The organism is Bradyrhizobium sp. Crot121 (genome assembly GCF_059512385.1).
Window position 1 is genome coordinate 59,253 of sequence record NZ_JCAMOR010000027.1, and the last position, 23,174, is coordinate 82,426.

The 23,174-nt window shown below is 58.8% G+C and carries 19 protein-coding genes and 2 pseudogenes; 8 read left to right on the forward strand and 13 right to left on the reverse strand.

Features of this window, described 5'->3' with window-relative positions; translation table 11 throughout:
* The first annotated feature begins 92 nt into the window (after positions 1-92).
* Together AC5ZGW_RS23135 and AC5ZGW_RS23140 are read left to right on the forward strand one after the other, a co-directional pair.
* Positions 93-899, forward strand: coding sequence for a hypothetical protein (locus AC5ZGW_RS23135; RefSeq protein ID WP_130225947.1), 807 nt, complete (start codon positions 93-95; stop codon positions 897-899).
* A gap of 626 nt (positions 900-1,525) precedes the next feature.
* Positions 1,526-1,888, forward strand: a complete 363-nt coding sequence (locus AC5ZGW_RS23140; RefSeq protein WP_474418901.1) for a hypothetical protein — start codon at positions 1,526-1,528, stop codon at positions 1,886-1,888.
* A gap of 398 nt (positions 1,889-2,286) precedes the next feature.
* Here AC5ZGW_RS23140 and AC5ZGW_RS23145 read toward each other — a convergent pair whose 3' ends face one another.
* Entirely contained in the window at positions 2,287-2,889 is a 603-nt protein-coding gene (locus AC5ZGW_RS23145) for a helix-turn-helix domain-containing protein (protein ID WP_130225949.1), read from the reverse strand.
* Positions 2,890-4,278: 1,389 nt separating this feature from the next.
* Here AC5ZGW_RS23145 and AC5ZGW_RS23150 point away from each other — a divergent pair.
* Positions 4,279-4,857: a phosphatase PAP2 family protein gene (locus AC5ZGW_RS23150; RefSeq protein ID WP_165435212.1), complete on the forward strand. Its 579-nt coding sequence runs from the start codon at positions 4,279-4,281 to the stop codon at positions 4,855-4,857.
* Positions 4,858-5,131: 274 nt separating this feature from the next.
* On the opposite strand, the gene AC5ZGW_RS23155 is transcribed toward AC5ZGW_RS23150, so the two are convergent.
* The 5 genes and pseudogenes from AC5ZGW_RS23155 to AC5ZGW_RS23175 form a co-directional block, all read right to left on the reverse strand.
* Complete coding sequence (locus AC5ZGW_RS23155) at positions 5,132-5,998, reverse strand: SMP-30/gluconolactonase/LRE family protein (RefSeq protein WP_130225951.1); 867 nt, start codon at positions 5,996-5,998, stop codon at positions 5,132-5,134.
* Between the two features lie 157 nt (positions 5,999-6,155).
* Positions 6,156-6,493 (reverse strand): annotated as a pseudogene (locus tag AC5ZGW_RS23160) (transposase); the annotation flags it as partial.
* Positions 6,494-6,661: 168 nt separating this feature from the next.
* Positions 6,662-7,522 carry a COG3904 family protein gene (locus tag AC5ZGW_RS23165; RefSeq protein ID WP_130225952.1) on the reverse strand — a complete coding sequence of 287 codons (861 nt, stop codon included), beginning with the start codon at positions 7,520-7,522 and terminating at the stop codon, positions 6,662-6,664.
* Positions 7,523-9,254: 1,732 nt separating this feature from the next.
* Positions 9,255-10,595, reverse strand: a complete 1,341-nt coding sequence (locus AC5ZGW_RS23170) for an MFS transporter (RefSeq protein ID WP_028169386.1) — start codon at positions 10,593-10,595, stop codon at positions 9,255-9,257.
* Positions 10,596-11,063: 468 nt separating this feature from the next.
* Positions 11,064-11,366: a hypothetical protein gene (locus AC5ZGW_RS23175; RefSeq protein WP_130225954.1), complete on the reverse strand. Its 303-nt coding sequence runs from the start codon at positions 11,364-11,366 to the stop codon at positions 11,064-11,066.
* A 277-nt stretch (positions 11,367-11,643) separates the two neighbouring features.
* On the opposite strand from AC5ZGW_RS23175, the gene AC5ZGW_RS23180 reads away from it, so the two are divergent.
* A complete protein-coding gene (locus AC5ZGW_RS23180; RefSeq protein WP_130225955.1) occupies positions 11,644-12,030 on the forward strand; it encodes a GYD domain-containing protein in 387 nt (128 codons plus the stop codon).
* A gap of 337 nt (positions 12,031-12,367) precedes the next feature.
* Here AC5ZGW_RS23180 and AC5ZGW_RS23185 read toward each other — a convergent pair.
* Together AC5ZGW_RS23185 and AC5ZGW_RS23190 are read right to left on the reverse strand one after the other, a co-directional pair.
* Positions 12,368-12,505, reverse strand: a pseudogene (locus AC5ZGW_RS23185) (cytochrome P450); the annotation flags it as partial.
* Positions 12,506-12,572: 67 nt separating this feature from the next.
* Positions 12,573-13,985 carry an amidase gene (locus AC5ZGW_RS23190; RefSeq protein ID WP_496113963.1) on the reverse strand — a complete coding sequence of 471 codons (1,413 nt, stop codon included), beginning with the start codon at positions 13,983-13,985 and terminating at the stop codon, positions 12,573-12,575.
* Between the two features lie 871 nt (positions 13,986-14,856).
* On the opposite strand from AC5ZGW_RS23190, the gene AC5ZGW_RS23195 reads away from it, so the two are divergent.
* A complete protein-coding gene (locus AC5ZGW_RS23195) occupies positions 14,857-15,090 on the forward strand; it encodes a hypothetical protein (protein WP_130226117.1) in 234 nt (77 codons plus the stop codon).
* A gap of 49 nt (positions 15,091-15,139) precedes the next feature.
* On the opposite strand, the gene AC5ZGW_RS23200 is transcribed toward AC5ZGW_RS23195, so the two are convergent.
* The 4 genes from AC5ZGW_RS23200 to AC5ZGW_RS23215 all read right to left on the reverse strand — a co-directional run bounded on the left by AC5ZGW_RS23200 (position 15,140) and on the right by AC5ZGW_RS23215 (position 17,859).
* Positions 15,140-15,439 (reverse strand): arylamine N-acetyltransferase, encoded by a 300-nt coding sequence (locus AC5ZGW_RS23200; protein WP_130226116.1) that lies wholly within the window; start codon positions 15,437-15,439, stop codon positions 15,140-15,142.
* Between the two features lie 165 nt (positions 15,440-15,604).
* Positions 15,605-16,591 carry a helix-turn-helix domain-containing protein gene (locus AC5ZGW_RS23205; protein WP_130226115.1) on the reverse strand — a complete coding sequence of 329 codons (987 nt, stop codon included), beginning with the start codon at positions 16,589-16,591 and terminating at the stop codon, positions 15,605-15,607.
* A 187-nt stretch (positions 16,592-16,778) separates the two neighbouring features.
* Complete coding sequence (locus tag AC5ZGW_RS23210; RefSeq protein ID WP_349645078.1) at positions 16,779-16,979, reverse strand: hypothetical protein; 201 nt, start codon at positions 16,977-16,979, stop codon at positions 16,779-16,781.
* A gap of 355 nt (positions 16,980-17,334) precedes the next feature.
* On the reverse strand, positions 17,335-17,859 hold the full coding sequence (locus AC5ZGW_RS23215) for a hypothetical protein (protein ID WP_165435231.1): 525 nt from the start codon (positions 17,857-17,859) through the stop codon (positions 17,335-17,337).
* 1,058 nt (positions 17,860-18,917) lie between these two features.
* Between AC5ZGW_RS23215 and AC5ZGW_RS23220 the strand changes: the two genes are divergently transcribed.
* The 3 genes from AC5ZGW_RS23220 (at position 18,918) to AC5ZGW_RS23230 (ending at position 21,506) form a co-directional block, all read left to right on the forward strand.
* Positions 18,918-20,258 (forward strand): sensor histidine kinase, encoded by a 1,341-nt coding sequence (locus AC5ZGW_RS23220; protein WP_130226113.1) that lies wholly within the window; start codon positions 18,918-18,920, stop codon positions 20,256-20,258.
* Complete coding sequence (locus AC5ZGW_RS23225; RefSeq protein WP_130226112.1) at positions 20,227-20,352, forward strand: ATP-binding protein; 126 nt, start codon at positions 20,227-20,229, stop codon at positions 20,350-20,352. Before AC5ZGW_RS23220 ends, AC5ZGW_RS23225 begins: the two co-directional genes overlap by 32 nt.
* A gap of 662 nt (positions 20,353-21,014) precedes the next feature.
* Positions 21,015-21,506, forward strand: a complete 492-nt coding sequence (locus tag AC5ZGW_RS23230) for a YybH family protein (protein WP_245474733.1) — start codon at positions 21,015-21,017, stop codon at positions 21,504-21,506.
* A gap of 818 nt (positions 21,507-22,324) precedes the next feature.
* Here AC5ZGW_RS23230 and AC5ZGW_RS23235 read toward each other — a convergent pair.
* A complete protein-coding gene (locus AC5ZGW_RS23235; protein WP_496113964.1) occupies positions 22,325-22,981 on the reverse strand; it encodes a hypothetical protein in 657 nt (218 codons plus the stop codon).
* Positions 22,982-23,174 lie beyond the last annotated feature (193 nt).

The following is a 23,174-nucleotide window of genomic DNA, read 5'->3' on the forward strand; positions in this document are numbered from 1 at the left end:
ACTACCGGGCGGGACATAGGTGACCACCTGAGACTCGGCGCAGTTCAAGGTTTGAAGGTGAAAGCTGGCGAGCGCCAGGGGAGAAGATAAAGATGAAAATCTATTATCGGCTAGAACAAGAACGAGACTACTTCCTGATTAAGCATGTCGAGACCGATTGCGAGGTAGGATATGCCTTTTACGGAGAAGCTGTCCGTCCCGATGGCACCAGCTTCGACGTCTGCAGGATATTCAACAACGCGGGACAGGAGCTGGCAGCACCGACCAGCCTCACATGCGAATTTCCAATTCGATGTGCGGCCCAAGCCGTCGCCGCCCATGAAAAGCACTATGGCTTCCCTGACCTGAAGGGTGCGACGCGGAACGCCGACGTAGATCGGGTCGAACGCCGCCTCGGCATCCTCCTCGCGGACAGCGCCGCGGCCTTTGCGCGCGCGTTCTGTGAAGCGCTTGCGAAGGGTCTAACTGACGCAACAAAGGAAAAGTTCGCCGGATCACTCGCAGAACTTTCCTCGATATGGTGGGTCAGCCGCGTTGGTTGCTTTGACGCCACTAATGGCGTCGAAGAACCATACTTCGCAAACCCGATATCTTCGGAGCCACGGCTGACCTTCTCTGGAGCCGCACAGGCATATGGCATGCGGGAAATGCGCAAGCGACACCCGGATCTGAATGATGCCGAACGACAAAAGCTGCTGAGTTGGGTGCTCCAATGGTTGGACGACGCGCTTTCTAACGAATTAGCGGAGCAGCAAAAAGAACTGGCGGGGCTCAGGGCGTGGCTGAACAATCAAAAAGCCAGCGCGTCTCGATCGACCCGCCCAACAGTGCCGAGGCGACAAGGCGTTATTCCTAGCGTGATCGGACAGCCAGCACGTATCGTCACCTTGCGGCCTTGATTGCTGAACTCGGCTGAACGTCAGCGTGTACACGATTTCACTCGCGGTCAGCACAAGGAGCAAATTGGCGGTGCGTGCTCACTCTATCGCAAGCGCGACAGGGCACTCGAACGTGTCGTGGATATTTGGCTGAGAGACGAAGAAGACCCCGAGGAGTTGAACAAGGCACTCGACGTTCTTACCGTCACTCACACCATGGCGACATTCGAGTTTGTCAGCGATTCTCTCACGTCGTGAGAGCGGCGGGCGCGGCCGCCAGCGGCGATGGCGGCCGCGTCTCCGAGCGTGGAAGTACGCAAGTGACGTTGGGTTCGGCCCAGCAATACACACTATTTACCAATTCGGACTTAGCGTCCTGAGAACGGCTTTCCCCAACGGCCGTCTCACCGAAGCAAGGAAGACCAAGATGAGTGTTGGGGATTTTGACATCGATCTCGATGCATTAAGAAGCAAGCAAACAGGGCAGACGCGCTTGGCGCGGCGGCGGTCCCGTCAACTAAGATACCAGCCAAAATATGACCTCCGGCCAACACCGCGTGCACCGGGAAAGTGGGAAATTTTCAACGGCGACACAGGTGCCCTAGCCGGGTCCGCGAGCCCGAACGATGCCGGCAACCCGGTGGTATATGACGATCTCGGTGATCCCATTGCCAGCGTTCAGACTGTCGATTTCAGTGCCCACGATCGCGAACCATCACAGACATCATCCTCATCGTTGGGAGCGTGAGTTCGACGGAGACTGGACCAGATGGACACAGTACGGCGAGCTAAGGATAACCAAGGCCGGTGTTCGGAAGTATCAGGCGTCGCGAAACGGTTGCTCACTCCACGACGAGCACTGGCACCGCGCCACATTTTCTTCGGTCGCCGAGGCTAAGCGCGTGGCCGATCGCCACATGCGTCAAGGATACCCAAACTCCGGTCCGATCGCCGATGCGTTGTCGTGGGATATTGATGCCGATATTGACTGGTGGCGGCGGAGCGACTGAAGTTGCAGTGGCCACCATGCGTATAAGGTACCAAGGTACACAATCCAGCGCGCACCATTCATCCGATCAGCCCCTCGCTGTAGCGCTGTTCGATCGTCATCCTTTGCGCGGCAAGAGGAGCTTCGATGGGCGGGAGCGGACCAGCATTCAAAACTTGTTGGGACGTTCTGCGGTCCCTCAACGCGAGCGCACGGCAGGTACCGATCGACATCTTGCAAAGGTGACAACTGAACTTGGCTGGATCGCGGGTGCCCGCTCGCGAGTTCACGCGGCGCGGGTATCTCGAGCAAGCCCGCAAGTAGTGCCGCCGCGCGATCTGAGCCCCGCCTGCACCCTTCGAATCCCGGCGACATCCGTCGCTGCCCGCGGGTAACCTGTAGCAACCGGTACGGCGGCTGCTACTTGCCTGAACCACCCTTATCGCGCATGTACGGCGCCCAATAGCCCATGACAGTCGCCTTCACTGCTTCGCTAATCCTCGGGTTTGCCGAATATGCATGCCGCGGACCTGGACCGGGCAGGCTATGACACCCCCCGCCGATGCAGACCTCTACAAAATCTTTTGCTCGGGCCTCGGCCGGCCGCCCGTGAGCGTGCCGAACTTCGATTTCAAAGCCCAAAACTCGGAGGCGCTCCACTAGCTTTTTGTCAGCATCTGACCTGATCCGATAGCCTCTCCGACCGCCGAGCGACGCCCAGACAAGAACTCGCAGTAGGTCGTGCGCGATAGCGATCGAAGGACTACCAGGTTTGCTCAGGTTAAACACGCGAGCCATGTTCCCGTTCTGAGCAAGCCAATTCTCAGCGTCAGAAGGTCGAATTGCATAGGCACTTTTAATAAGCCGAGCGCGTAATCGACCCCGATTAATTTCGCGCCTGACGGTACTTTGACTAACGCCGTAACGTTCAGCTACTTCTTGGACCGAGAGGTACTCGGATTCGGTAACAGTGTTCCCATAAATTCTCCATTCATACACGCGATGCCTCTCGCGATCCGCCACGTCGGAAACGGGGCAACAAAGAAGGCGGGATTAGTTTATCTGGATCTTGACACGATTAGCTTTGAGTTGGTGATGCGGTCGGTGTCGTGCAAGCCATGTAACCGTGAGAAGGTGACAAGCTTCCACGAGAAGTGCGATCCTCTCCTCTAACGATTACGCCGCAGCCATTTCTCAGTTTCATCGCAGGTCTATATCGCAGCAGCCGGCTCGAAGTTGTCGGGGTGGGGTTCGCGCGTGAAGCGGTACGGTCCGCTCTCGACATGTGGTAGTCGGCAGGTTCGTGGGGACGTTCGAACCGGCCCTGGTGATAGTAACGGTGGCCCAGGCGACCAGCGCCAGCGCGAGGACAAAACACCATCGCTTCGAGCCAGCCTGCAGGCAGGTCGGCCGGCAGGGACGGTTTACTGCGACGGTAACCACATGGGTTGCTTTCTGTTGAATTGATGATCCTCCAGTCGATTGCGTCCCTCGCCCGTTGGTCAGACCGCTTCGCGACTTGTTGCGCGCGGCGCAGGCTGCATGCTGATGTACCCGGACAACAGACGTGTTCTTGGCGGCGCGGCGGTCTCGCCGCTTGCGGCGGCGCGCAGCAGCCAGAGCGAATGCGGCGCATCGGCGTACTCATAGCTTGCACCGACAGCGACCCAGAAGCGCGGGCTTCGTGCGTAATTTAGTCGACGAGATCGGCAGGATCGAGGGTCTCGCGTCCTTGCTTGGTTCGCTACCGGAATGGTGAACCACTCGTTGCGCGATCCCTGGCCTACCCGCGAAACACGATCGGCGGTTTCAAGTCATTGATGCCGGCCGCCGTTGAACAATGATTTCTGTCGTTCGCCTTTCAGTTGCATCGGCGCTCCCTGCGCGTGAGCGCGGCTCCTCGGCAAGCATCGTCCGGTTGAACGCGATTCCTCGAGTTCTTGGCGTACAAATCGAAGCTCCCCGTTGGGGACTTGAATCACAACTCTCAGGCCACGCGCCTTTATGCTTGTCGTCCCTCCAGGCTCACGTCCGCTTTTCGGGCGAAGCGGATGTGAACCGGCAGCCAAAGCCGGCCGAATCGGTCGAAAATGACCCGGTGCTGACCTCGACAGTGCTTATGCTACTCCTGGCGCGCTTACCCCTCTTCCTCAGTTCGGTTCCGATCGTGGAACCGTTGCAGTCGTTTGCCGATACGATCAAGCGGAACTCTCGTCGAAGCGTCGACCGCGCCGCCTTCCGCCCCAAGCTCGTCACATTGCTGTCTCACGCAAATTGGCAATGTCACACTTAATGGATGTTCTAGCCGGGCTCGATGTTTCCATCTTCCGGGCCCTGAATGATCTCTGCGGCTCAAGCCCGACACTCGACCGTGTCGCCGTTCACTTTCAAGTCCTCCAAGGATCGCTCTTCATGGGGATTGTCGGGCTGATGTGGTATTGGCCCGACAAGGAAATGACGCGACGGCGCGAAACCATCCTCACGATCATCCTGGCAGTCGCCGTGTCACTGGTCCTCAATCGCGTCGTCTCCTTGTTGGCGCCTTTTCGCGACCGCCCGATGTACAGCATCGGCGCCAATGCGCCGACCTTCGAATGGCATGCAGACCTCGAGCACTGGAGCAGTTTCCCGAGCGACAATGCAACCTATCTCTTTGCCATTGCCGCCGGCTTCTGGCCTATCTCACGGTGGTGGGGTCTGTTCTTCGGCATATTCGCAGGCTTCGTTGCGATGGCACGCGTGTATCTTGGCATTCACTACCCGAGTGACGTGCTCGTCGGTGCCTTGATCGGGATTGCGACCAGCGCCATCATTAATCGAGAGCCCGTCAGGAAGCTCCTCGCGGCACCTATTCTGGCACTCGAGCCGCGCTATACGCCCTATTTCTACGGCTTGTTCTTTCTCGTGCTCGCCGAACTATCAAGCGGCTTCCCAAACGCGAGACGTATTGGCGTAGCGATTGTTCATCTATTCATTGGCTATGATCGGTGATTGAATAAAGGTCGCTGATGTCGTCTCTTGGCCCTTCGCGTCATTTCGTTGCCACGCAGTAAGCAGGACGCTTTCGGGGAAGAGCAGACATCGCACGGTAGCCGAAACCAGCAGAGGCGATCGAGGATGACCCGAAGCAGTCACCCAGCGAACCACCTCATTTTCGACAACGCGAGATGTGCCGCACAATCCACGCAGAACTTGACCCGCTTTGACGCCTGCGCAAATTGCGAGTTGAAGCTCTGTTGCGAAACCCTTGCTGGCACACCGATCATCACTGCGTATCGACTTTGTAAGCCAGAACAGTGCCGTCCATCATCATCGGGATAATGATGATTTTGTCCGGCCCCACGCCGAGATCGGCGCTCCCCTTCGTGAGCGGAAGGAGGCGCGTCGGCTTGCCATCTTTCGCAACGTGGAACAGGCCGCCGCTCATCCAGTCGGTGACGAGATAGCCGCCCTTGCCATCGGGCACGACACCATCGAAATTGCCGGCGGGTGTCGAGTCAACAAGAGCAGACACTTTCTTCGTCGCGAGATCGACCACCTTCATGTGGCCGGGCACCTTGGTTGAGAAATCCGGGGCCATCTTTCCCCACGACGCGACCACAAGCCTCCCGTCCTCGGCGAGGAGCCCGTTCGGGTTGTCGAGCGCGTCATCCTGCATCAGGAGAGACAGCTTGCCGCCGTCGAGCACCCAAATGCTGTTTGTCACCATGTCGGATGCATAGACCCGTCCCGTCTTGTCAGCCGTGAGGTCGTTCAAGAACTTGGATCCCGGTGCCTCGTATCGCTGGATGATTTCGCCCTTGGCGACGTCGATTTCTGCAATTTGATCCACGTCTGCGGCGTACAGCTTGCCGTTGGCAAGCGCGAGCCCGGTCGGACTGTCGAGTCCCTTGACCCACTCCACTGTCACGACCTTTCCATCCGGCCCGAGCTTTGAAATGAAGCCGTTACCATCCTTTTTCATCGCCTCGCCGTTGACATTCGACACATAAATAGCCCCCGCGGCTCGGTCAAAGACGACTGATTCGGGCTGCTTGAAGCCACTCGTCTCCCACAGCTTTTGAGGTTCCGCGGCGACGGCACTAAAGGTAAGCATAGCAAACACTAATGCGGAGAGCTGAGGTGTCCTCATGGTAGCCTCCTCGTGATTGCCCAGAGAGGGAGTAAAATTAGCCCACCACGGCAGATGTTCCCGCCCGTTTCACAATTATGTGTCGCGCATCCCGGCCGCCGGAACGAACGATTAATTCCATTCTTCTGCGGGCTCTAATGCTGCGCTTCCAGAAGAAGTCCCGGAAACGGCCGTGCCTGTTCTTCGAGAACGTCGAGTGATCGGGGACGGCCCCGTCCAGACCCAGCCGGCAAAACCAGCGGTACGCCAGATTGAGGTGGACTTCATCGCACAGGCGCCGCTTCGATCGTATGCCGAAGGAGCATCCTGATCATCAGCTCGGGATCGATCGAAGACCGTCCGATGTTGCTGTAGAACGGCGCCAGCTCCCGTCGCAGGTCTTCAAGCTCCACGAACCTATCGATTGACCGGAGCAAATGGTTGGCCGGGATGTGCCTTTCGAGCGAGAACTCATAGAATAACGCAGCCTGTTCGACTTGCCCGATGTCCCATCATGACCTTCAGTCCTGCCAATTAGACGGACTGAATCACTGATCTCTCTGCGTCGCAACAGCCGCCTTTTTCAATAGAATCGACCCATTTCGGAAATTGCTGTGAATATGCCGTTTTGCCTTTGTTGGCTTTCGTGGGAAGTCCTTAATAGTTCCTCAGAGAGGCTACCCGCTACTCTTGTCCAAGCGGGGTCGCCGCCCTAACGCCGTCCGCCCGCCCCATAGCTTCAGCCGACTTGGTTGATTTCGCCGGCTCTGGATTTGTCTCGGTCGCAACCGCACTGCCGACGAAGCGACCCAGCACCGGTTTGGGCGTCAGCTCGACCATTGTTGCGTTCGGGCGGCCCGGCTCAGCAACCATATCGCTGGTGACGAGATTGGTCTGTTGCAATTCTTCCCGAGACAGTTCATGCAGATCTTCCCACGGCGGCACGTTCAGCGCCAGCGACAGCAAATCACCCGCGCCGCCCATGTCGAAGGTGTATTTGGCGAGACGCCCGATATCGCGTTCCACGATCATCAGATCATCTGCGCTGTAGGTCGCGGCTTTGGCGTCATTGGCGCGGTCACCGATCCAGATCTGATGCACCCGAACATGGGCAGTCTCGGGCACGTAACGCGTCTTGCCCGACAGCAGTAGGAACACGCACATCGATTCGCAATACGCCGCGGGCGCCATGTTGGCATTAGCGCTCTGCGCGGTATTGGTCTGGACGCTGATGCCGACGGTGGTCAGCGCCCCGAGATTGCGCCAGCGCCGTCCAAGCGCGATCGCGTCGTTGACTGAACCGCCGCTGGAATCCAGCACGATGGTCGCGCCGCCGAGCTGTCGGCCGCGCGCGAATTCATCGAAATCCCTTGGACTATCGGCGGTCACGATGCCGACCGCGCTGACCCAGCCCCGACAATTCGGCTGGCAAGCGACCCAGCTGAACTTCATCGGCAATTTGCGTTCTTCGAAGGCGCCGGCGTGCGCCGAACCGCTCAGCATAGCCACCAATGCGAGGCAAAGAGCGGCGCCAATGAGCAGCATCCAACCTCGGATTTCCGCCCAACGAGCGCGAGCAGAGGTTAGATCGGAGATGCGTGCGCACTCCGAGGATTCGGCCCTCGAGATTGTCGGCAGGTTAATCGACAGCGAGACGGCCAACGGCAACACCCGTATCACGAGCATGACTCGGTAACCTCGGCCTGCTATCGGGTGGGGCTAGCCGCGTCGCGACGGCGTACATAGAGCGGCGACAGCTTGTGCTGCCCGGCCGGGCGGTACGGCTTGAGAATCCAATTTTAGCCAGGACTGATGCTTGGCGCGCCATTTTGGGCCGGGGCCACGCATGTAGTGCAGTTCGGGCCGGTAGCTGTCGCGCGCGTCCATGATCAGGTTGTGAACGACGCTGGCGAACTCGGAGGCTGACTCAGCCGTCTTGCGAGCAAAACCTGACGATGCGGTTGCATCTATGATTCTCATCGCTGAACTCTTCCCTTGCCGCTCGACAGATCGGGCGGCTACACCCCAAGCATAGTCACGAGAAATAGACCAAACCATTGCACAGAGGTCGATCTCGTACGGTACCATCGGCTGAGAAGAGCAAACCAAGGTTTAGGATCTGCCTACCTGGGTCTTGCGACTGATGGGAACGTCGCACCTCGTTCGATCAATCGTTTGACGTCGTTTGTTTTCCAAGTGGGCTCGCGAGCTCGCAAAGACCCTGCCAAAGCGACAAGTCGAATCTTCCGCGACGGGCAAGGCGCGCGACGCGTCTACCGGCTTAGCATTGGGCAGATTTCAGGTCCATCGCCGCATTTGCGGTAACGCAGCACTTCGGTCACTTTCGGAGCAGAGTGGACATTGAATACCCCGACGACGCCCCCGATTGGAAAGGGGTCTTTGACGTTCGGCCAGGCGCCCCCAACAGCCGTGGCGTCTTGATGTTGCCGTTCGAGGACCGCGGAGGTTGAAAGCTATTGAAACCGCGCAGCACTATCGCAATCCGGCGCAAGTACTAGTGCAGCGCGTGCTGGCGAAGATGGACGAGGCGTGATCCTAAGTGAGGTTTAGAAGGCTGTTACCCTCGCTGGAGGGAGAGAACCTGTAAAGAAACTTGCTCAATCGCTACGGCTCAGGTGTTCTCGGTAGGCGAGAGAAACCCACCTTTCGGGACTTCTCCCGTGCAGAGCCGCCAGCCTTAGAGGGCCTGAAGCCGACCTTCAGGCGCCATCTTGATCCCTTAGAACGGGTTACGCGGCCGGACGCCGCGCGAGGCCCAGCTCAGCGATGAGCGGCGGTCCAGACAGGGCTCCGCGACCCTATCAGACTGAATCCCGGCCTCTGTAAAGGACGCAGAGGCCAAGACCAGCACGGCCCGATCCCGCCTTTGAGCCGCCGCCCGGCCGTACGAAGCGGCGGATGCTGCCGCTCTCAAATTTACGCCGCTTCGGAACTCTGGGCGGCGACAGCTCGTGTAGAGCGTAGCGCTGCGTGAAACCTGCCGGCCTCGGCTTTGTGCAAAGAATCCTTCGGTCGCATGCGAAATATGGGAGTGATCGTTGCCCCCGCGGTTCTATCCAGGCTGAACCGGAGTCTGGCTCCTGAAGGAGAACCCTCACCTGCCGGTCTGATGGGATGGCTGCGCGTTACCACAGCGGCTATCTCGTTTCCCGGCGGCGTGGAGCGCTCTCTCACGCAGATGCCTTGGCGACCGGGAACGGCTTCACCTGGAATCGGTCCACATCCCAAACTCATCGACTCTCATCGCCTGGTCCTCTCAACGGGCCGCCGCCGGTGCGGGCCCGCCCGGCGCAGCGCCGGCCATCTCTAGTCGCGGACTAACTTTAAGCGTCAGGGCGACGAGGCCACCGACCAAGGCGCAACCGGCCAAGGCCAGCAGCCCGGCGGTGAAGCTGCCGGTCGCATCTTTGAGGTAGCCCATAAGGAAAGGCCCGGCGAACCCGGACAGGTTGCCGAGCGCATTGATCCCCGCGATCCCGGCTGCAGCCGAAGCTCCCGTCAGGAACGCGCTGGGTATCGGCCATAGCAGAGGGGGCGTCGCGGAAACGCCGATCTGGCTCAGGCAGAGGAAGCCAAGCACCAGCGCCGGGGCGGAGACGAGACCCGCGCCGGCCAGACCGATCGAGGCGAGAAGCATGGCGAAGCAAACGTGCTCCCGACGCCTCAATGTGCGGTCGGAGTTGCGGCCCAGGAGGACCATTCCGACGGCGCCAAACAAGAACGGCACAGCGGACAGCAGACCGGTCTGGAAGTTGCTCACGCCGAAGTCCTTGATGATCGTCGGCAAGAAGAACGCCACACCATAGCTCGCCGCGTTCAGACAAAAGTAGACGAACGCGCAAGCAAGGACACGGAGGTCGGTGAGCGCCCTGACGATGCCCAGGTGCTCGACGGCCACCTTATGCTGCCGTTCGGATTCTAGCCGTTGTTCGAGCCAGCCCCTCTCGTCGTTGGCCAGCCACGTGGCAAGCGCCGGTCGATCGGTCAGGTAGAAGACGACCCCGAAGCCCATTAGTATCGACGGCAAGGCTTCGAGGATGAAGAGCCATTGCCAGCCATCCAATCCAGCGCCGACGATGTTCAGCAGAGCCCCGGAAATCGGGCCGCCCACAATCGACGAGAACGGTATTGCCAGCATAAACAGCGAGACGACCCGGGCGCGGTAGATCGAGGGGAACCACAGCGTCAGGTAAAAAATGATCCCGGGAAAGAAGCCCGCCTCGGCGAGACCGAGCAGAAAACGGAGGATGTAGAACACCCACTCGGTCGAGATCCCGGTAGCCGCTGAGATCGAGGGGATGAAGGCGAACAATCCAGAGATGACACCCCAGCTCAGCATGATGCGGGCGATCCAGAGCCGAGCGCCGAACCTATCGAGCGCAAGGTTGGATGGTACTTCAAACAGGAAATAGGAGATGAAGAACAGGCCCGCACCGAAGCCGTATGCAGCCTCCGACAGGCCGAGCGCCGAATTCATCTGTAATTTGGCGAAACCGACGTTCACCCGGTCGAGGTACGCGACGAAGTAGCAGATGAAGAGGAAGGGCAGCAAACGCCACATTATCTTGCGGATCGTCCTTGCTTCGATCTCGTCCATGACACCGTTACCTCCGTGTCGGTGGAGCTTGGGCGGCCTGCCCGGATCACTTTGGGGGCACTCATTTTGCTGCCAATCGGTTGGCTCTGATCCGATGGGAGTCAATTGCGGGTCGCGCCGTGTGACCGCATTTTCTGAGCGGCAAGGTCAACCCTTCAAAACCAGCTCCTACAGACAAGACACCGCTGCACCGCAGTACAGACATCACGGCTGCCGTCGGCGCTGGATCTGACTTAGGGACAGGCTTTCCGATGCTAGATTACGATGCAAGCTGAACACTTACGATGCAAGCTGAACACGACCTCGGTTGCAAACCCAAGTTCCTTCGCGTGAATTGGTTCCTTTACCACAGCTTCCGCGTGAAAGTTAAAGCCGGTTAGGCCATCATGGCAAACACGATGGACGACCCGCCGCAGATCGCAGATTGGCAATATTACTAACCTATAACGGTACCTCCGCCGTATGGATCTACCGCGATTTGCCGGGTTCTGAATGACCGCCCCGCTGCGCGACCCCAACAACCTGATAGCGATCATTTACGATTGGGCCGCCGCCAATGCCGCCAGGCAGCATCGCGGACACTTCCATCAATTTCACTCCGTGTTTGGTCGGCCTTGCAATGATCTTTCCAAGGCGTTTGCTGAGCTCGTCGTGCGGACCGTAGTCTGGAAATCCCAGTGCGATGATGTCCTCATCTGCACGCTCAGGAGATGCCGCGTGGAGTGAGTTAAGATAAGTTCCTGAAGGCACGTGGTGGTCGAGTATCAGCAAATCGCGATGCTCTGCGTCGGCGACTGGAAGGCGTGACCTTGTACTTCACTGAAAATGCCGCCGGTTTGTAGAGGTCAGCGCGCTTAACGGGCTGAAGCTCCGCGAGAACATGATGCAGAAAAATCAGGAGCGATCAGAAAGCGGAGGCCGGCAGGATTTCCGTATTGCGACCGGTGGCTAAGATCTGCGGGCTACGGCTAAGGTTCAAGGCCGATCCGCGCGAGCGGTCGGCGACCTAAAATGAGCGACGACGGAGCGCGTTAGACAGGAGAACAATATGACAATCTACATTTCGCAAGGGCGGTACACCCCGGCGGCGATCCGCGCAATGACCGCGAAGCCGGAGAACCGTTCTGAGGCGATCGCTGAGATGCTCGCCGCCGCCGGCGGTCGTCTAATCAGTTGGTACCTCACCTTGGGACGGTACGACTGGCTGATAGTAGCCGAAGCACCCGACGAGCGTACACTGGTGTCGGCCGTGCTTGCGGCGGCAGCTGGCGGAAGCCTGTCCGACATAACCACGACGGTGGCACTCTCGGCCGACGATACAGTAAAGGCTTTCGGTCAGGCGGGTGAGCTTGCGAAGAAGTTCAGATCGGCCGGAGCCGACTACTACGGGGTGCCGGTCGAGTCGGCTCGCGAAATTGCGACGGACCCAAAGTAGTAGAACCTCCATACGCCACGTGGATGGCAGAGACTATGCCGACGGGCGTTCGTAAAGCGAGCGGCCAGTCGCTTCCGGTCTTGCCCGATGAGCGGACATTCTTGGTGTCCGTCGGCAGGTCTCAGAAGGGCCAGGACCGGACGTTGCGCTGAGGAACGAGAAACCACGTCTCAGAAAAAGCGGTCTGGGGAAGTTTGAATGTTTATAGAGGGTCGTCCAAGCGGCTCGGAATGCGCTGTTTGGGCCGGCTAGAGTCTCGGACCCGAGCCAAAAAACCTTCGAATCAGAGGGTGCCGCCGCAGGAGGCGGCACCGATCTATCGCGTTATGCTCCCGGCTCAGCCTTCAATGCGGACCGGCATGGTCTCATACCCCTTGATCAAGTTCGAATATACCCGGTTCGGCTCGTCGAGGACTTCAATTGTGTCGAGGCGCTTCAGGATCTCTTCCCAGATGATCTTCAGCTGAAATTGCGCTCACACTCGGGGTTCCTGCTTTCGCAGGAACGACAGCGAGTATTTGTTACTCTGCTTGCCCCGGCCTTCAGCGCACCGGGTCAATCGGCGTCGCGACGCCCAGGCGGGCCTCGATGGCTTCGGCCGCTTCAAGGCACAAATCCTCGCGCAACCGCTGGCCCGTGATCAGCACGCCGATCGGCAACCCCGTCGCCTCGTCACGTCCGGCCGGCACGCAGGCCGAAGGCAGCCCGAGCAGATTGGCCGGAACGACCGGGCGCATCATCTCCTTGGTCGCGGCCGCGCCGGCGGGGGTTGCCGAATCAAAACCATGCTCGAACGGCAATTGCGTCCAGGTCGGCGACAGCAGCAACGGCCGGTCCGCCATGAAGGTCGACCATGCGCGCGCAATACCGTCGCGTTCGGCCATCAATTGCGACCATGACGCGGTGTCGGCCAAAGGCGGTATGCCCTCATTGAAGTTGTTCAGGAAGGCCAACGCGTCAGTGCCCATCATCGGGGACAGCAAATTCAGCACCGAGCCGAAATCGCCCACGATCAGGCGGCGCCAGCAGCCGATCGCATCGTCGTAGCGCGGCGGGCAGGCTTCTTCCACGACATAGCCGGCGTCAGTCAGTGCGTGAGCGGCACGCCGCACCACAGCCGCCACCTTTGGATCGGTGCCGCCGCCGGGCGGCTCGGGCAGCACGGCCACGCGAACCGGCCCCGCCAAGCCCGGCCCCTCGAACGGGGCATCGATCGACCAGGGGTCGCGCGGATGCGCGCCCATCAGGACAAGCAGGCCGAGGCGCACATCCGCCACGCGGCGGGCCATCGGCCCCTGCACGTTCATCAGCTGCACCGCCAGCAAGCGGTCTTCGGCCGGCACAAAGCCCGCGTCGGGCACCCGGCCGGCGGATGGACGGATGGAGGCGATGCCGCAGGCGGTCGCGGGAATTCGCAGCGAGCCGCCGAGGTCGTTGCCAAGGCCGATCGGGCTCATGCCGCTGGCCAGCGCCGCGGCCTCGCCGCCGCTCGTGCCGCCTGCGGTGCGGCCGGGATGCCAGGGATTTCGCGTCAGGCCGTGCAGCGAACTGTCGGTGTGCAAGCGCAGCGCCATGTCAGGCAGATTGGTGCGGGCGATCGGGATGGCGCCGGCGGCGCGCATGCGTTCGACGACCGGCGCATCAACTGGCACCACCGCCTGGGCCAGCGCAGGCACGCCCCAGGTCGTGGGCAGGCCGGCCATGTCGATGTTTTCTTTCACGGTAAAAGGCACGCCATGCAGCGGGCCAACGGTCTCGCCGCCGGCGAGCTTTTTGTCGGCGAGGCCCGCAGCCGCGCGGGCCTCGTCGACCAGCACGTGCACCACCGCATTCAGCGCCGGGTTCACCGCATCGATACGCGCCAGATGGGCATCTATTACCTCCGCCGAACTCAGTTGCCGGCGCGCAATGCCCTGCGCCAGTTCAGTGGCCGAGAGTTGCCAGATTTCGCTCATCGCCTACTCCAACATGAAATGCGCAGCGAAGCTGCGAGTACCCCGTCCAAACAGCATGCTTTACTCTGAGCACAGTACTAATGATCCGGCTTGCTGATGTCGTGAGACACAGATGCCCTTTCAGTTGGATGTAAGCGCACATCCGCTAACGCGTTACCGGCGCGCAGAGCCTCACACCTACCCTAGGAACCCCGAGCGAAGCTGCTCGATGATCATCACGGGCACGCACGATAAATCGTGGCCAGGGATACCGGTATGAGGTCGAATGATGATCCGTCACCAACGCCAGAACGCGCGTTTGCGATGTGGGCTAGTGGCCCCTAGCGCATATGGCCTCTGTTTCGGTTCACGTTTGCTTCGTACCTTCAACGGACGTTCGGCCGTCTTTGATGCAGGACTCGCAACTGGCTATGTGGGCAATTGCCTTTGCGAGCTGGTTGGTTGTCCCTGAGCGTTTTGGGCCATGGCCGCCCGGGGCCGCTGGCGCTTTTCCATCCCTTGCTAAGGTTCAAACGCCTTCTCTGATTTAGGTCAATGCTCTACTTTGAGGCGCGTGAACCATCGGACCATGAACCTGCCTGACGAGCCATGTCCAGGTCACGAGACGCCGAAGCCCAAGTCATCGCTTATTGTAGGAGGCGCGGCGAGTCATCGAAGATTACGCGAACGATCTGCGGAGATCATCAAGAAGCTCCGCAAGCGGCTTCATTCAGGCCGTCCATGCCATCGTATTTAACTGACCTGGGTTGAATTGGACAATTTCCGAGTTCGCCAAACGGAGTATGCTTTGATCATAATCGGCTAAGGCGTTGCCGTAGGCGCCGATGACTGAGAGACCGATCGCGCTCCCGCCTGCAACGGGAAGCCGCCAATGTCTCAAATTTCCGACCGTCTCATCCTTGCTCGTCGCCATGTTGCCAGAGGTCGCCAGATCGTCGAAAGGCAGCAACTGCTGGTCCGCAAGAGACGTGTAAACACAGCAGAAGCCCGCAAGCTGTTAGCTCTGTTCGAGGCAACACAGGCCATCTTCGAGGATGATCTGGATCGCCTCTTGCAGGAGGAGAGCGACGGCTACGACCGCCTCAGTTGGACGCCTGCTCGTTAGAGTGTTGCCTATTGGCCCGAAGCGCCGCGTAGCCCGAGGTGCGGCTATCCTATCGGTTGGGTGCGCTGAACACGCTACTCGATTCAGTAATCTCTCGGCCTATCGCGTGGTGACGATAATCGACATGAATCCATTCCGCTTTTGCGATAAGGCGAGAGTAAACAAGCTTCTGCTGCAACGAAGCCAGATCCAATCTGACCGGGCGTCTCAGTAGCGGGTTGAGGCCTTCGAAAGGGATTGCGTTTACGTGAGCGGCATGAATGGCCGAGAGGGTCGCCCAATCTGGTTTAATCGATCCCGCAAAGCCAATGCGCGCAAGATAGTGATCCAGCTGAAAATGCTCTGGCATGACGACTCCTATACGATCGCGCCTCGGATAAGGCGGCAACAGCATAGGTCTTCTTGTTGTGATGAGACCAAACGAACGGCAGCCGGATCAAACGCGCCTGCGCTAGGTACCTGCCTCCCAACCGAACTTTTTCGAAGAACGGTCATGGCCCGCTAGGATGGCTGCTCAATCTTCGGAAGCATGCGCGTCGCGTTCAGCGGCGTCCGCGATATAGCGATCAGTTCCATCAAGGCTCGGCGAATGGCCAAAGCGTTGGCGGAATCGGCGAGAGAAATACCGATAATCATTGAAGCCACAAGCGTACGCGATTTCGCTGAGAGGCTGTCGTGTGTTCAGCGTCGTCCGGCGATGGAGAAGGTGCGCGGCGTGATCCAATCGAACTGATTGGACGAAGCGATTGCAGGCCAGGCCGCGTGCCGCGAACAGCTTCTGAAGATAGCGCGGCGAGATCTTCAATTCTGCGGCTATATCCCAGAGACCGAAGCCGGGGTCGGAGAACCGCTGCTGGATGATGTCGCAAACCCGGCCGAACAATCGATCCGTGTGAGCTGATATGGACGGCAGATCGGATGGAGCAAACAGTACGCTGAGCAGATCATAGATCACCAGCTGCATAGAGGCTTTGGCCCTTTCGGGCATTGACTCCTCATCCTCGTTGCAAGTCAGGAGATCGACCAGGATACGTCCCGCGTGAGTGTCCTTGCGCCCACTCACGCCACCCCGCGGCTCGAAACCAAGATGAGTGACCACAGCCTGGCGCGGCAAGTGCAAAGTCCGCCACCGTCCACTGGCATTCTCAATGGCGTATGTCAGGGGCCGCGCCACATCGATCAACGCCACCGTGCCCGGGGTAAGATCGACAGTCCGATCATTTTGAGTGACGCTCGATTCGCCGTCGGTCTGAATGACCGCATAATAATAATCGGCGTCGTCGAGGCGGATGTCGCGCGGCGTCCGATCGACGCGATCCACGTTTAAGCCAATATCCACCGTCCGAAGCCCATAGAGGCTCCCGGGATTGGCTTGGCCGACAAAAGACTTGGATTGGGCAATCCGCGGTGTATGGCGGCAGCAGGCAACAGCGTGTGCGGCGCTGCGCCAGCTTTCATAGTCCAAGTCCGCCTCGCTGAGGCGATGAACGTTCGACTGCATCGGATCTTTTCCGTGCGCTACTGCGCTTATTATGGGGAGCCTGCCCCTTCGACACCGTTGCTCCGGAAGCCTCTCCGGACTGTTGAGATGATTAGCACCCCCTCGCCCACCCACCGATATCGTTTGGCGAAAGCGCGTTCGCCGACTGAGAACACGCACCAATAACGCCCCGGGCCGCCGCAGACTATCATGAGCTGGCGTCCGCCGCCTGCTCAATCAGCACCGCCACGGTGCGGGGATTGGAGACGTAAATCGCGTGACTTCCCGGGACCTCGCCGGCCGTCGAGCCCGCGCGCTTCGACATCTGCCATTGCGCTGACTGCGGGATCATCTTGTCGTCCCTGGCCACGAGATTTTTGAGTTGCTGGTCAATGGCTTTCTCCTTCACTGAAAGATGGACATGAACTGGTGTCTGCATGGGCTTGCGTCGCGTGCACGCGCGACGGCGCGTCCGTGCAGTGGGCACATCCGTTCATTGCGATACGCATTTGTTGCGTCATCTGACATCTCTCAAGTCGGGTGATCCAGCGATCTCACCTATGAATCAATGATCGCCTTCCAAGCTCTTGATTTACGGAGTTGGAACTGAAGCCTGCCGCTCGTGCGGTTGTTGCAGCGAAATATGTTCTGGTCTTGGGCAGAAAACAGTACCGAGATCAGCGATTCTGGCTGCACCATGGACCAATGGCTTCTCTTTCCGTCGCAATCGACCGCGCCAAGAAAATACCGCTCATCGATCAGATTTATCGGGCGATCCGGGAGGCAATCGAGACCGGAAGGCTTGCTTCCGGTGCCAGGTTGCCGTACCCGAAGAGCTTCATGAATTCGCCAACAGTGGGGCCTTTGCGGCTGGGGCCTGATGGTGCCTCAGCAACATCGGCTCCGTGAAGACTGCGCCGCAAGTTGCTCCTCTGCTGCTGGCCTTGAACAACACGGCGACGTATGGCGGCATGGCCTGCTCGGGATTGTTCGGCGGCATCATACTTCTGTTTGTCGACCGGCACCTCCTCAGTCTCATCGGAGCTGTTGCCCTCGCGATCGCTCTTCTTTTCGCGGAGATCGCGCACGCGACGATCGTGCGGTGCGCCGTAGGAATTCGGATCTGAATCGCTCGCAAACGATATCTGACGAATCCCGGCGGGAAAATAGCGCACGCCATTTCGAGCGGACTGCCGCAAGGCCGCCGACGAGAATGCTGCCTTGCGGTTGCGTCCAGCCCGCATCGCCCGACTCGAACGAAGCAATAAATCTGCATAGGGCGCCCCCAAATCATACTCATCAATCGATCAATGAAGGTTAGTGCACCTCAGTACTGCTAATCGTGCGCCGTAGGCGCACGACGACGGCCACGCCGTGTTCTGATGTCGGCGACCATCCAGTAGGTACGTTTCGCAGCGCCGGCTTCGCGCATGTCTCCGACGATCTGAGCCATTCCTCCTTGTAGTCAACTCGCCTTCGCATTGTCCCCTATCCGTCATCAAGTTCTCTGGTGGCGTATCAAGATCAAAGGCAAGCTCGTTGACGGCATGATTGCTTCGAGCGAGAATTGCTGGCGCTTCTTCTTCGCCTGCGACATCGAGAAAAAGGCCGCCAAGCTCGCTGGCGTTGTGCGCACGCGACTGGGGCAAAAGCTCGGCCTGCTGACAAAGGATGTGTTCGAATTCTGCTGGATTGTAGATTTCTCGATGTACGAATCCCCGATCTGCACATCGATACGATCAAGGTGAAGACACGGGAGCGCAAATGGCCATCCCACAAATTGACTCGCTTGACGAGCGTGGGCGCCCTTAGCCTTTTGCATCAGAGATGGGGGGCATGACCAAGTTTCCGCACAATTAGCCGATGCATCACGGTGTGAATGCAGGGCTTTCGAAGCCGCGTTTCCGGCGGCATCCGGACTGATGTGCGCCGTTGCTCTGATCAAGAACGCACTTCGAAGATCACGTTGAACGGCGTCCTTGGCTAGCGTCCATGTTGGCTCAGAAGCGGTGCTCCTGTGCCGGCGCAGTGCCGGAAATACGCAGACGGACCTGTGGGGAAGCACTTGCTTAATTGGCCAAACAGTTCGCGGATGTGGAGATGTCCGCTTTGGGTCATTCTCGACAAAGCCAGCCGGTCCAGTCTGGCATCTGATGTCTGCTTTGATCTGAAAGTGACGAACGCGCTGCTTTGCAGCGAAATGACGCGATGGGCCATGACCGGACATTTCGTCGGTCACAGAGTGCGAGCACCCGCTAGCTGTTCCGAATAATTGAGACTAGATTAACGTTCTGCGCGTGCGACACGATCGGCTAAGTTCATTCGGCCGCGAGTTCCGGACGAAGCCATGATCTCGGATTCCGTGCCTCTGATGACGGCTATCGATCTCCTGATCATAGCAGTTACCGTCTATGGCATATGGCGTTGCCGACTGATCAGTCATGGAAAGCGCTTCGAACGGCCGCGAATCAGCCTGCTGCTCATCAACTTGGGACTGCTGGCTGTTGCTTTATTTTATGCGGCCGACCTAGCGACCATGTACGTTCTTCCGATGGTCACTGGGATGGATGAAGCAAGGAAGGCCATGGAGGCTCTTCATCGCGACCTCAACTGGCTGGTCATTCTGTTCGCGATGATTTCCATGTCTATCGGCTTCATCGAACTTCTCGTCGAACTTCAAAGACTGGAGGCGAGAGTGCGTCGCCTGATCGACGCCAACATCGTCGGTATCTTCATCTGGGGTCCTAACGGTCGGCTCGTTGACGCGAATGAAGCCTTTCTCCGCATTACTGGATACAGCCGCGACGATCTCGTCTCCAAGCGCCTGGGTTGGACGGAATTGACTCCCGCCGAAACGCGCAGTGTCGACGAGCAACGCTTGGCCGAGCTAAAGGCGACCCGAGTGGTCCATCCCTACGAGACAGAATACGTCCAAAGGAACGGTGGCCGCGTGCCGGTACTGGTCGGAATGGCGATGTTCGAAGAAGCGTCAGAGGAAGGTGTTGCCTTCGTGCTCGACCTGACCGCTCAGAAGAGAGCCGAACGGGCATACACTCAGGCACAAATGGAACTCGCGCACGCGAACCGCGTCGCAACGATGAGCCACCTGACGGCATCGATTGCCCACGAAATCAAGCAGCCGCTCGCAGCGGTCGTCGCTTGCGCCAACGCCGGCTTGAATTGGCTCCGTGCCCAACCGCCAAATCTGGACGAGGCCCGGCACGCGTTCGATGCTATCGTACAGGCGGGCGTCGGGACCAGCGACGTCATCGACCGGACACGCGCGCTGGTCAAGAAGGCCCCTCCGCGAAGGGACGCATTGGCTATTAACGAAACGATCCTCGAGGTCGTTGCACTGACCCGACACGAAGCGGCCAAGAACCGTGTTTCCGTTCAGACGCAGCTCACCGAGGGGCTGCCGCCTGTTCAAGGGGATCGAGTCCAACTGCAGCAAGTCGTCCTCAACCTGATTATCAATGCGATCGAAGCGATGAGCGGCTCAGACGAAGGGACGCGACAGCTGCTAATCAACACGGACAGAGTCGACCAGAAAGAAATACGAATCGCGGTGCAGGATTCGGGCCCCGGCATGGCGCCCGAGAGCATCGATCGCCTCTTTAAATCCCTTCTACACGACCAAGTCGAGCGGTTTGGGAATGGGTCTCTCGATCTGCCGCTCAATCATTGAGGCGCACGAGGGACGATTGTGGGCAACCGGGGCCGAGCCCAAAGGGGCCGTTTTTGCCTTCACGTTGCCTGTGCGCCCGGGCAATCGGTTGTGATCCGCGTGCGCCGTCTCTGATTACCATCCGCGCAGAGCGCGGGCCGACGCGAAGGCCCGATACGGGTCAAAAGCCGTAATACTTGCGGCGAGCGAATCGAGTCCGGTTTGCCTCTGAGAGCGGACCACATCGCGACAGATCAAATCTGTCGCAATGGGCCAAGAGGCGACCTAGCGCGTTCGGGTTCAGCTCGGATCGAATGGCGGGTCGGCAGACTTGGCTTCCTGCCACCACCACACCTGAACGCAACTCCGGATTTCCGAAATTTCTATTGCAGGCATCCTGCCCCCATCTGCAAATGGCGATGTCTTTCCCTCTCTTACCTCGGTCCGGCGTCCCGTCGGCGACGTGGCGCACGACAAATCCACCGTAATGCCGGGGTCATGGTCAAGGACGGCGGCGCGTCGGGACGCGCAACCTCGATTGGTCCAACGGCGGCAACGGGTTTAGAAGTCTCTGTAGAGGCGGCTGGTGGCATTCGTCGCTACGGTATCACGCGGCGGCAATAACGATCGTCTATCGACTCTATGGCGAGAGGTGATTTCCCTCGCCGGCGTTGCAAGCTCATTCTTGTCGGGTGGTGGATATCTCGATGAATGCCGGAGCGACGAAGCGGTCAGGCTTCAGTCGTCCCGCCCCCCATATTGATGATGGAGGTGAAGATGCTATCCTGGAGAACGCTGTCGATTTTGACGCTGCTGCTCCTGATCGGCATCGCGGTCTGCGCCGACAAGGCAGCGGCGCTCCCGGTGCGTGCTGACCTGTCCGCTGACGAGCAAAAGATTCGCGAGTTGGGCCAGAAATGGGATGCGGCGGTGCGGGCTAAAGACGCGGTCGCCTGCGCGGGATTCTATGCGTCCGACGGTGCGATGCTCAACGCCAATGCGCCACTCGCGCGGGGCACTGTGGCCATCACCGCCGCCTGGCAGAGACTGCTCAGCATGAGGAATGTCAACCTGACCTTCGCCTCCACTCAGCTCATTGTCTCGAACGATGGCGACATGGCTTATGACGTCGGTACTTATGAGCTGAGCTTCGACGACAATAAAGGAATGGTGAAAGACGTCGGCAAATACGTTACCGTTTGGACGAAGGTCGGCGGCGAGTGGAAAGTAGCCGCCGACATCTCCAACAGCGATGGCGCGATGAAGTAAACAGAATTCCGGAGCATAGTCATTCGTAACGGAGGAGCCACTGAACGATTGACGAAGCCGTGTACTCATAAATTCCGGCGGCGGGGGTTACGACGGTTGATGTCCGGTGTACCCTCGGAAGCGGCGGAAGAGCAAACATTCGCGAAGGTCCGCAATGGGTCAATAACGGACGACGGTTCGAACCGGCAGCACGTCTGGTTTCTCCCCAACATCGGACGTCATTCGGATATGCGTTGTTATGGAAAAACTGGGCCAGTGAATGACCACAAGGCTTTCCTTCGCTATTGGAACTTCGACAATTCGGATCTTACTTAGAGGCCCGCCGGCGACGATCCGGATTCACTCGGATCGATTCTATTCCTCCGGGATCAAAAGGTGGCTGCTGTATCCGCGACCTTCGCGCTTGCTGCAAGTTTGTTGAGATCACCGCGTTCGCACCGCGCGGAGCTAACAAGGGTTTTGATCCTTGAGTGTCGCGAAAGCAACCTAGCCACTGTGAGAAGCGCCAGCGCGGCGATTCCGGTCATGGGAGCAGATGATGTCGCCAGCGCAAATCCGACGTGGGTGACCACGAGATAGAAGCGAATAAGGATTACTCTATACCGATTGAACATTGTTTACTCCCCAAAAAGACGATGGGCGGGCGGGAAAGGCGTCCGCCGAACCATTCAATGGTCCGATCCAACTGCGTTTTTGGGGAGTTGACGATGGCGCAAAGCCCCCATCGATTTGCGCGCCTCCAAACGCATTGGAGTCACGCTCACCCGAGAGGGTCAAGACAGAGCTTATGCGATAGCTTTACTGTCGAGACGGAGTGCCTAGCGCTGAGAGACGTCGCAGCTAGAATTGAGTTTCTTCGAACTCAAGATTTCGACGACCGAGCCATCGGCACCGATCGTTCTAACCGGGCTCGTGCCGTTCTCGCGCGCAAAACCAGACATGACGAGGCACTTCAGCGCGTCGCCCTGCCTGTAGATCGGAATGACCGTGCGAAAGGCGCCTTGAACCAGGCTCACTTGGTAGAATAACGTACTGCCTTCAAATTTCCAGACAACCTCACCGCCACGAGCGTTCTTTTTCTCCTCAGCCAATTCGAAGGTAAGACTACCCGCGCTCGGTGAGCCAATCGGATTGTCGTTCTTATCGAAACGCTTCTGCTCACGCTCGACCTCAATCGAGTCGTTGGAGAGAACCTTGATCTTCAAGGCCTCGGTGACATGCGCAACGAACACTGATCCATTCTTCAGTCTGACTGCGTTCTCATATGAAGTTTTCGTCGAGACAACCGATGCTTCCAGCTCTCGAAATTCGATGGGGATGCGACTTTCGTCCGGAGGCAGAGGAGCAATGTCGGAAATTGGGCCGCGGGCAACTCTTTCTGAACTAGGCTTAGGCGACTTCGAAGCTGGATTGGGCACTGCTCGATTCGATGGAGGCGAACGTTCTGCGTCAGAATCTGCACCCATTGCCTTCATGACGCATCTTCGCACCACAGGCGAGGCAGTTGAGCGACACCTTTCCAGATTTTCTGGACCTCCCCCAAGCCTCTGCATGCAAGCTTGAACTATCGGCCGCCCCAGGCTCATTCGACAATTTGCTATAGCCTCTTCGCGGTTTGCGGCACCAGCTTCCTGACAACATAATGTTGCCGCCGCGATCATCAAGAAA

What these genes read in the sequence shown, in the direction of transcription:
- AC5ZGW_RS23180 (WP_130225955.1), top strand. Translation starts at nt 11,644, where the DNA reads ATGACAATCTACATTTCGCAAGGGCGGTACACCCCGGCGGCGATCCGC.
- AC5ZGW_RS23190 (WP_496113963.1), bottom strand. Translation starts at nt 13,985, where the DNA reads ATGAGCGAAATCTGGCAACTCTCGGCCACTGAACTGGCGCAGGGCATT.
- AC5ZGW_RS23150 (WP_165435212.1), top strand. Translation starts at nt 4,279, where the DNA reads ATGGGGATTGTCGGGCTGATGTGGTATTGGCCCGACAAGGAAATGACG.
- AC5ZGW_RS23170 (WP_028169386.1), bottom strand. Translation starts at nt 10,595, where the DNA reads ATGGACGAGATCGAAGCAAGGACGATCCGCAAGATAATGTGGCGTTTG.
- AC5ZGW_RS23155 (WP_130225951.1), bottom strand. Translation starts at nt 5,998, where the DNA reads ATGAGGACACCTCAGCTCTCCGCATTAGTGTTTGCTATGCTTACCTTT.
- AC5ZGW_RS23230 (WP_245474733.1), top strand. Translation starts at nt 21,015, where the DNA reads ATGCTATCCTGGAGAACGCTGTCGATTTTGACGCTGCTGCTCCTGATC.
- AC5ZGW_RS23165 (WP_130225952.1), bottom strand. Translation starts at nt 7,522, where the DNA reads ATGCTGCTCATTGGCGCCGCTCTTTGCCTCGCATTGGTGGCTATGCTG.
- AC5ZGW_RS23135 (WP_130225947.1), top strand. Translation starts at nt 93, where the DNA reads ATGAAAATCTATTATCGGCTAGAACAAGAACGAGACTACTTCCTGATT.
- AC5ZGW_RS23225 (WP_130226112.1), top strand. Translation starts at nt 20,227, where the DNA reads ATGGGTCTCTCGATCTGCCGCTCAATCATTGAGGCGCACGAGGGACGA.
- AC5ZGW_RS23195 (WP_130226117.1), top strand. Translation starts at nt 14,857, where the DNA reads ATGTCTCAAATTTCCGACCGTCTCATCCTTGCTCGTCGCCATGTTGCC.
- AC5ZGW_RS23220 (WP_130226113.1), top strand. Translation starts at nt 18,918, where the DNA reads ATGATCTCGGATTCCGTGCCTCTGATGACGGCTATCGATCTCCTGATC.
- AC5ZGW_RS23200 (WP_130226116.1), bottom strand. Translation starts at nt 15,439, where the DNA reads ATGCCAGAGCATTTTCAGCTGGATCACTATCTTGCGCGCATTGGCTTT.
- AC5ZGW_RS23140 (WP_474418901.1), top strand. Translation starts at nt 1,526, where the DNA reads ATGACGATCTCGGTGATCCCATTGCCAGCGTTCAGACTGTCGATTTCA.
- AC5ZGW_RS23235 (WP_496113964.1), bottom strand. Translation starts at nt 22,981, where the DNA reads ATGAAGGCAATGGGTGCAGATTCTGACGCAGAACGTTCGCCTCCATCG.
- AC5ZGW_RS23205 (WP_130226115.1), bottom strand. Translation starts at nt 16,591, where the DNA reads ATGCAGTCGAACGTTCATCGCCTCAGCGAGGCGGACTTGGACTATGAA.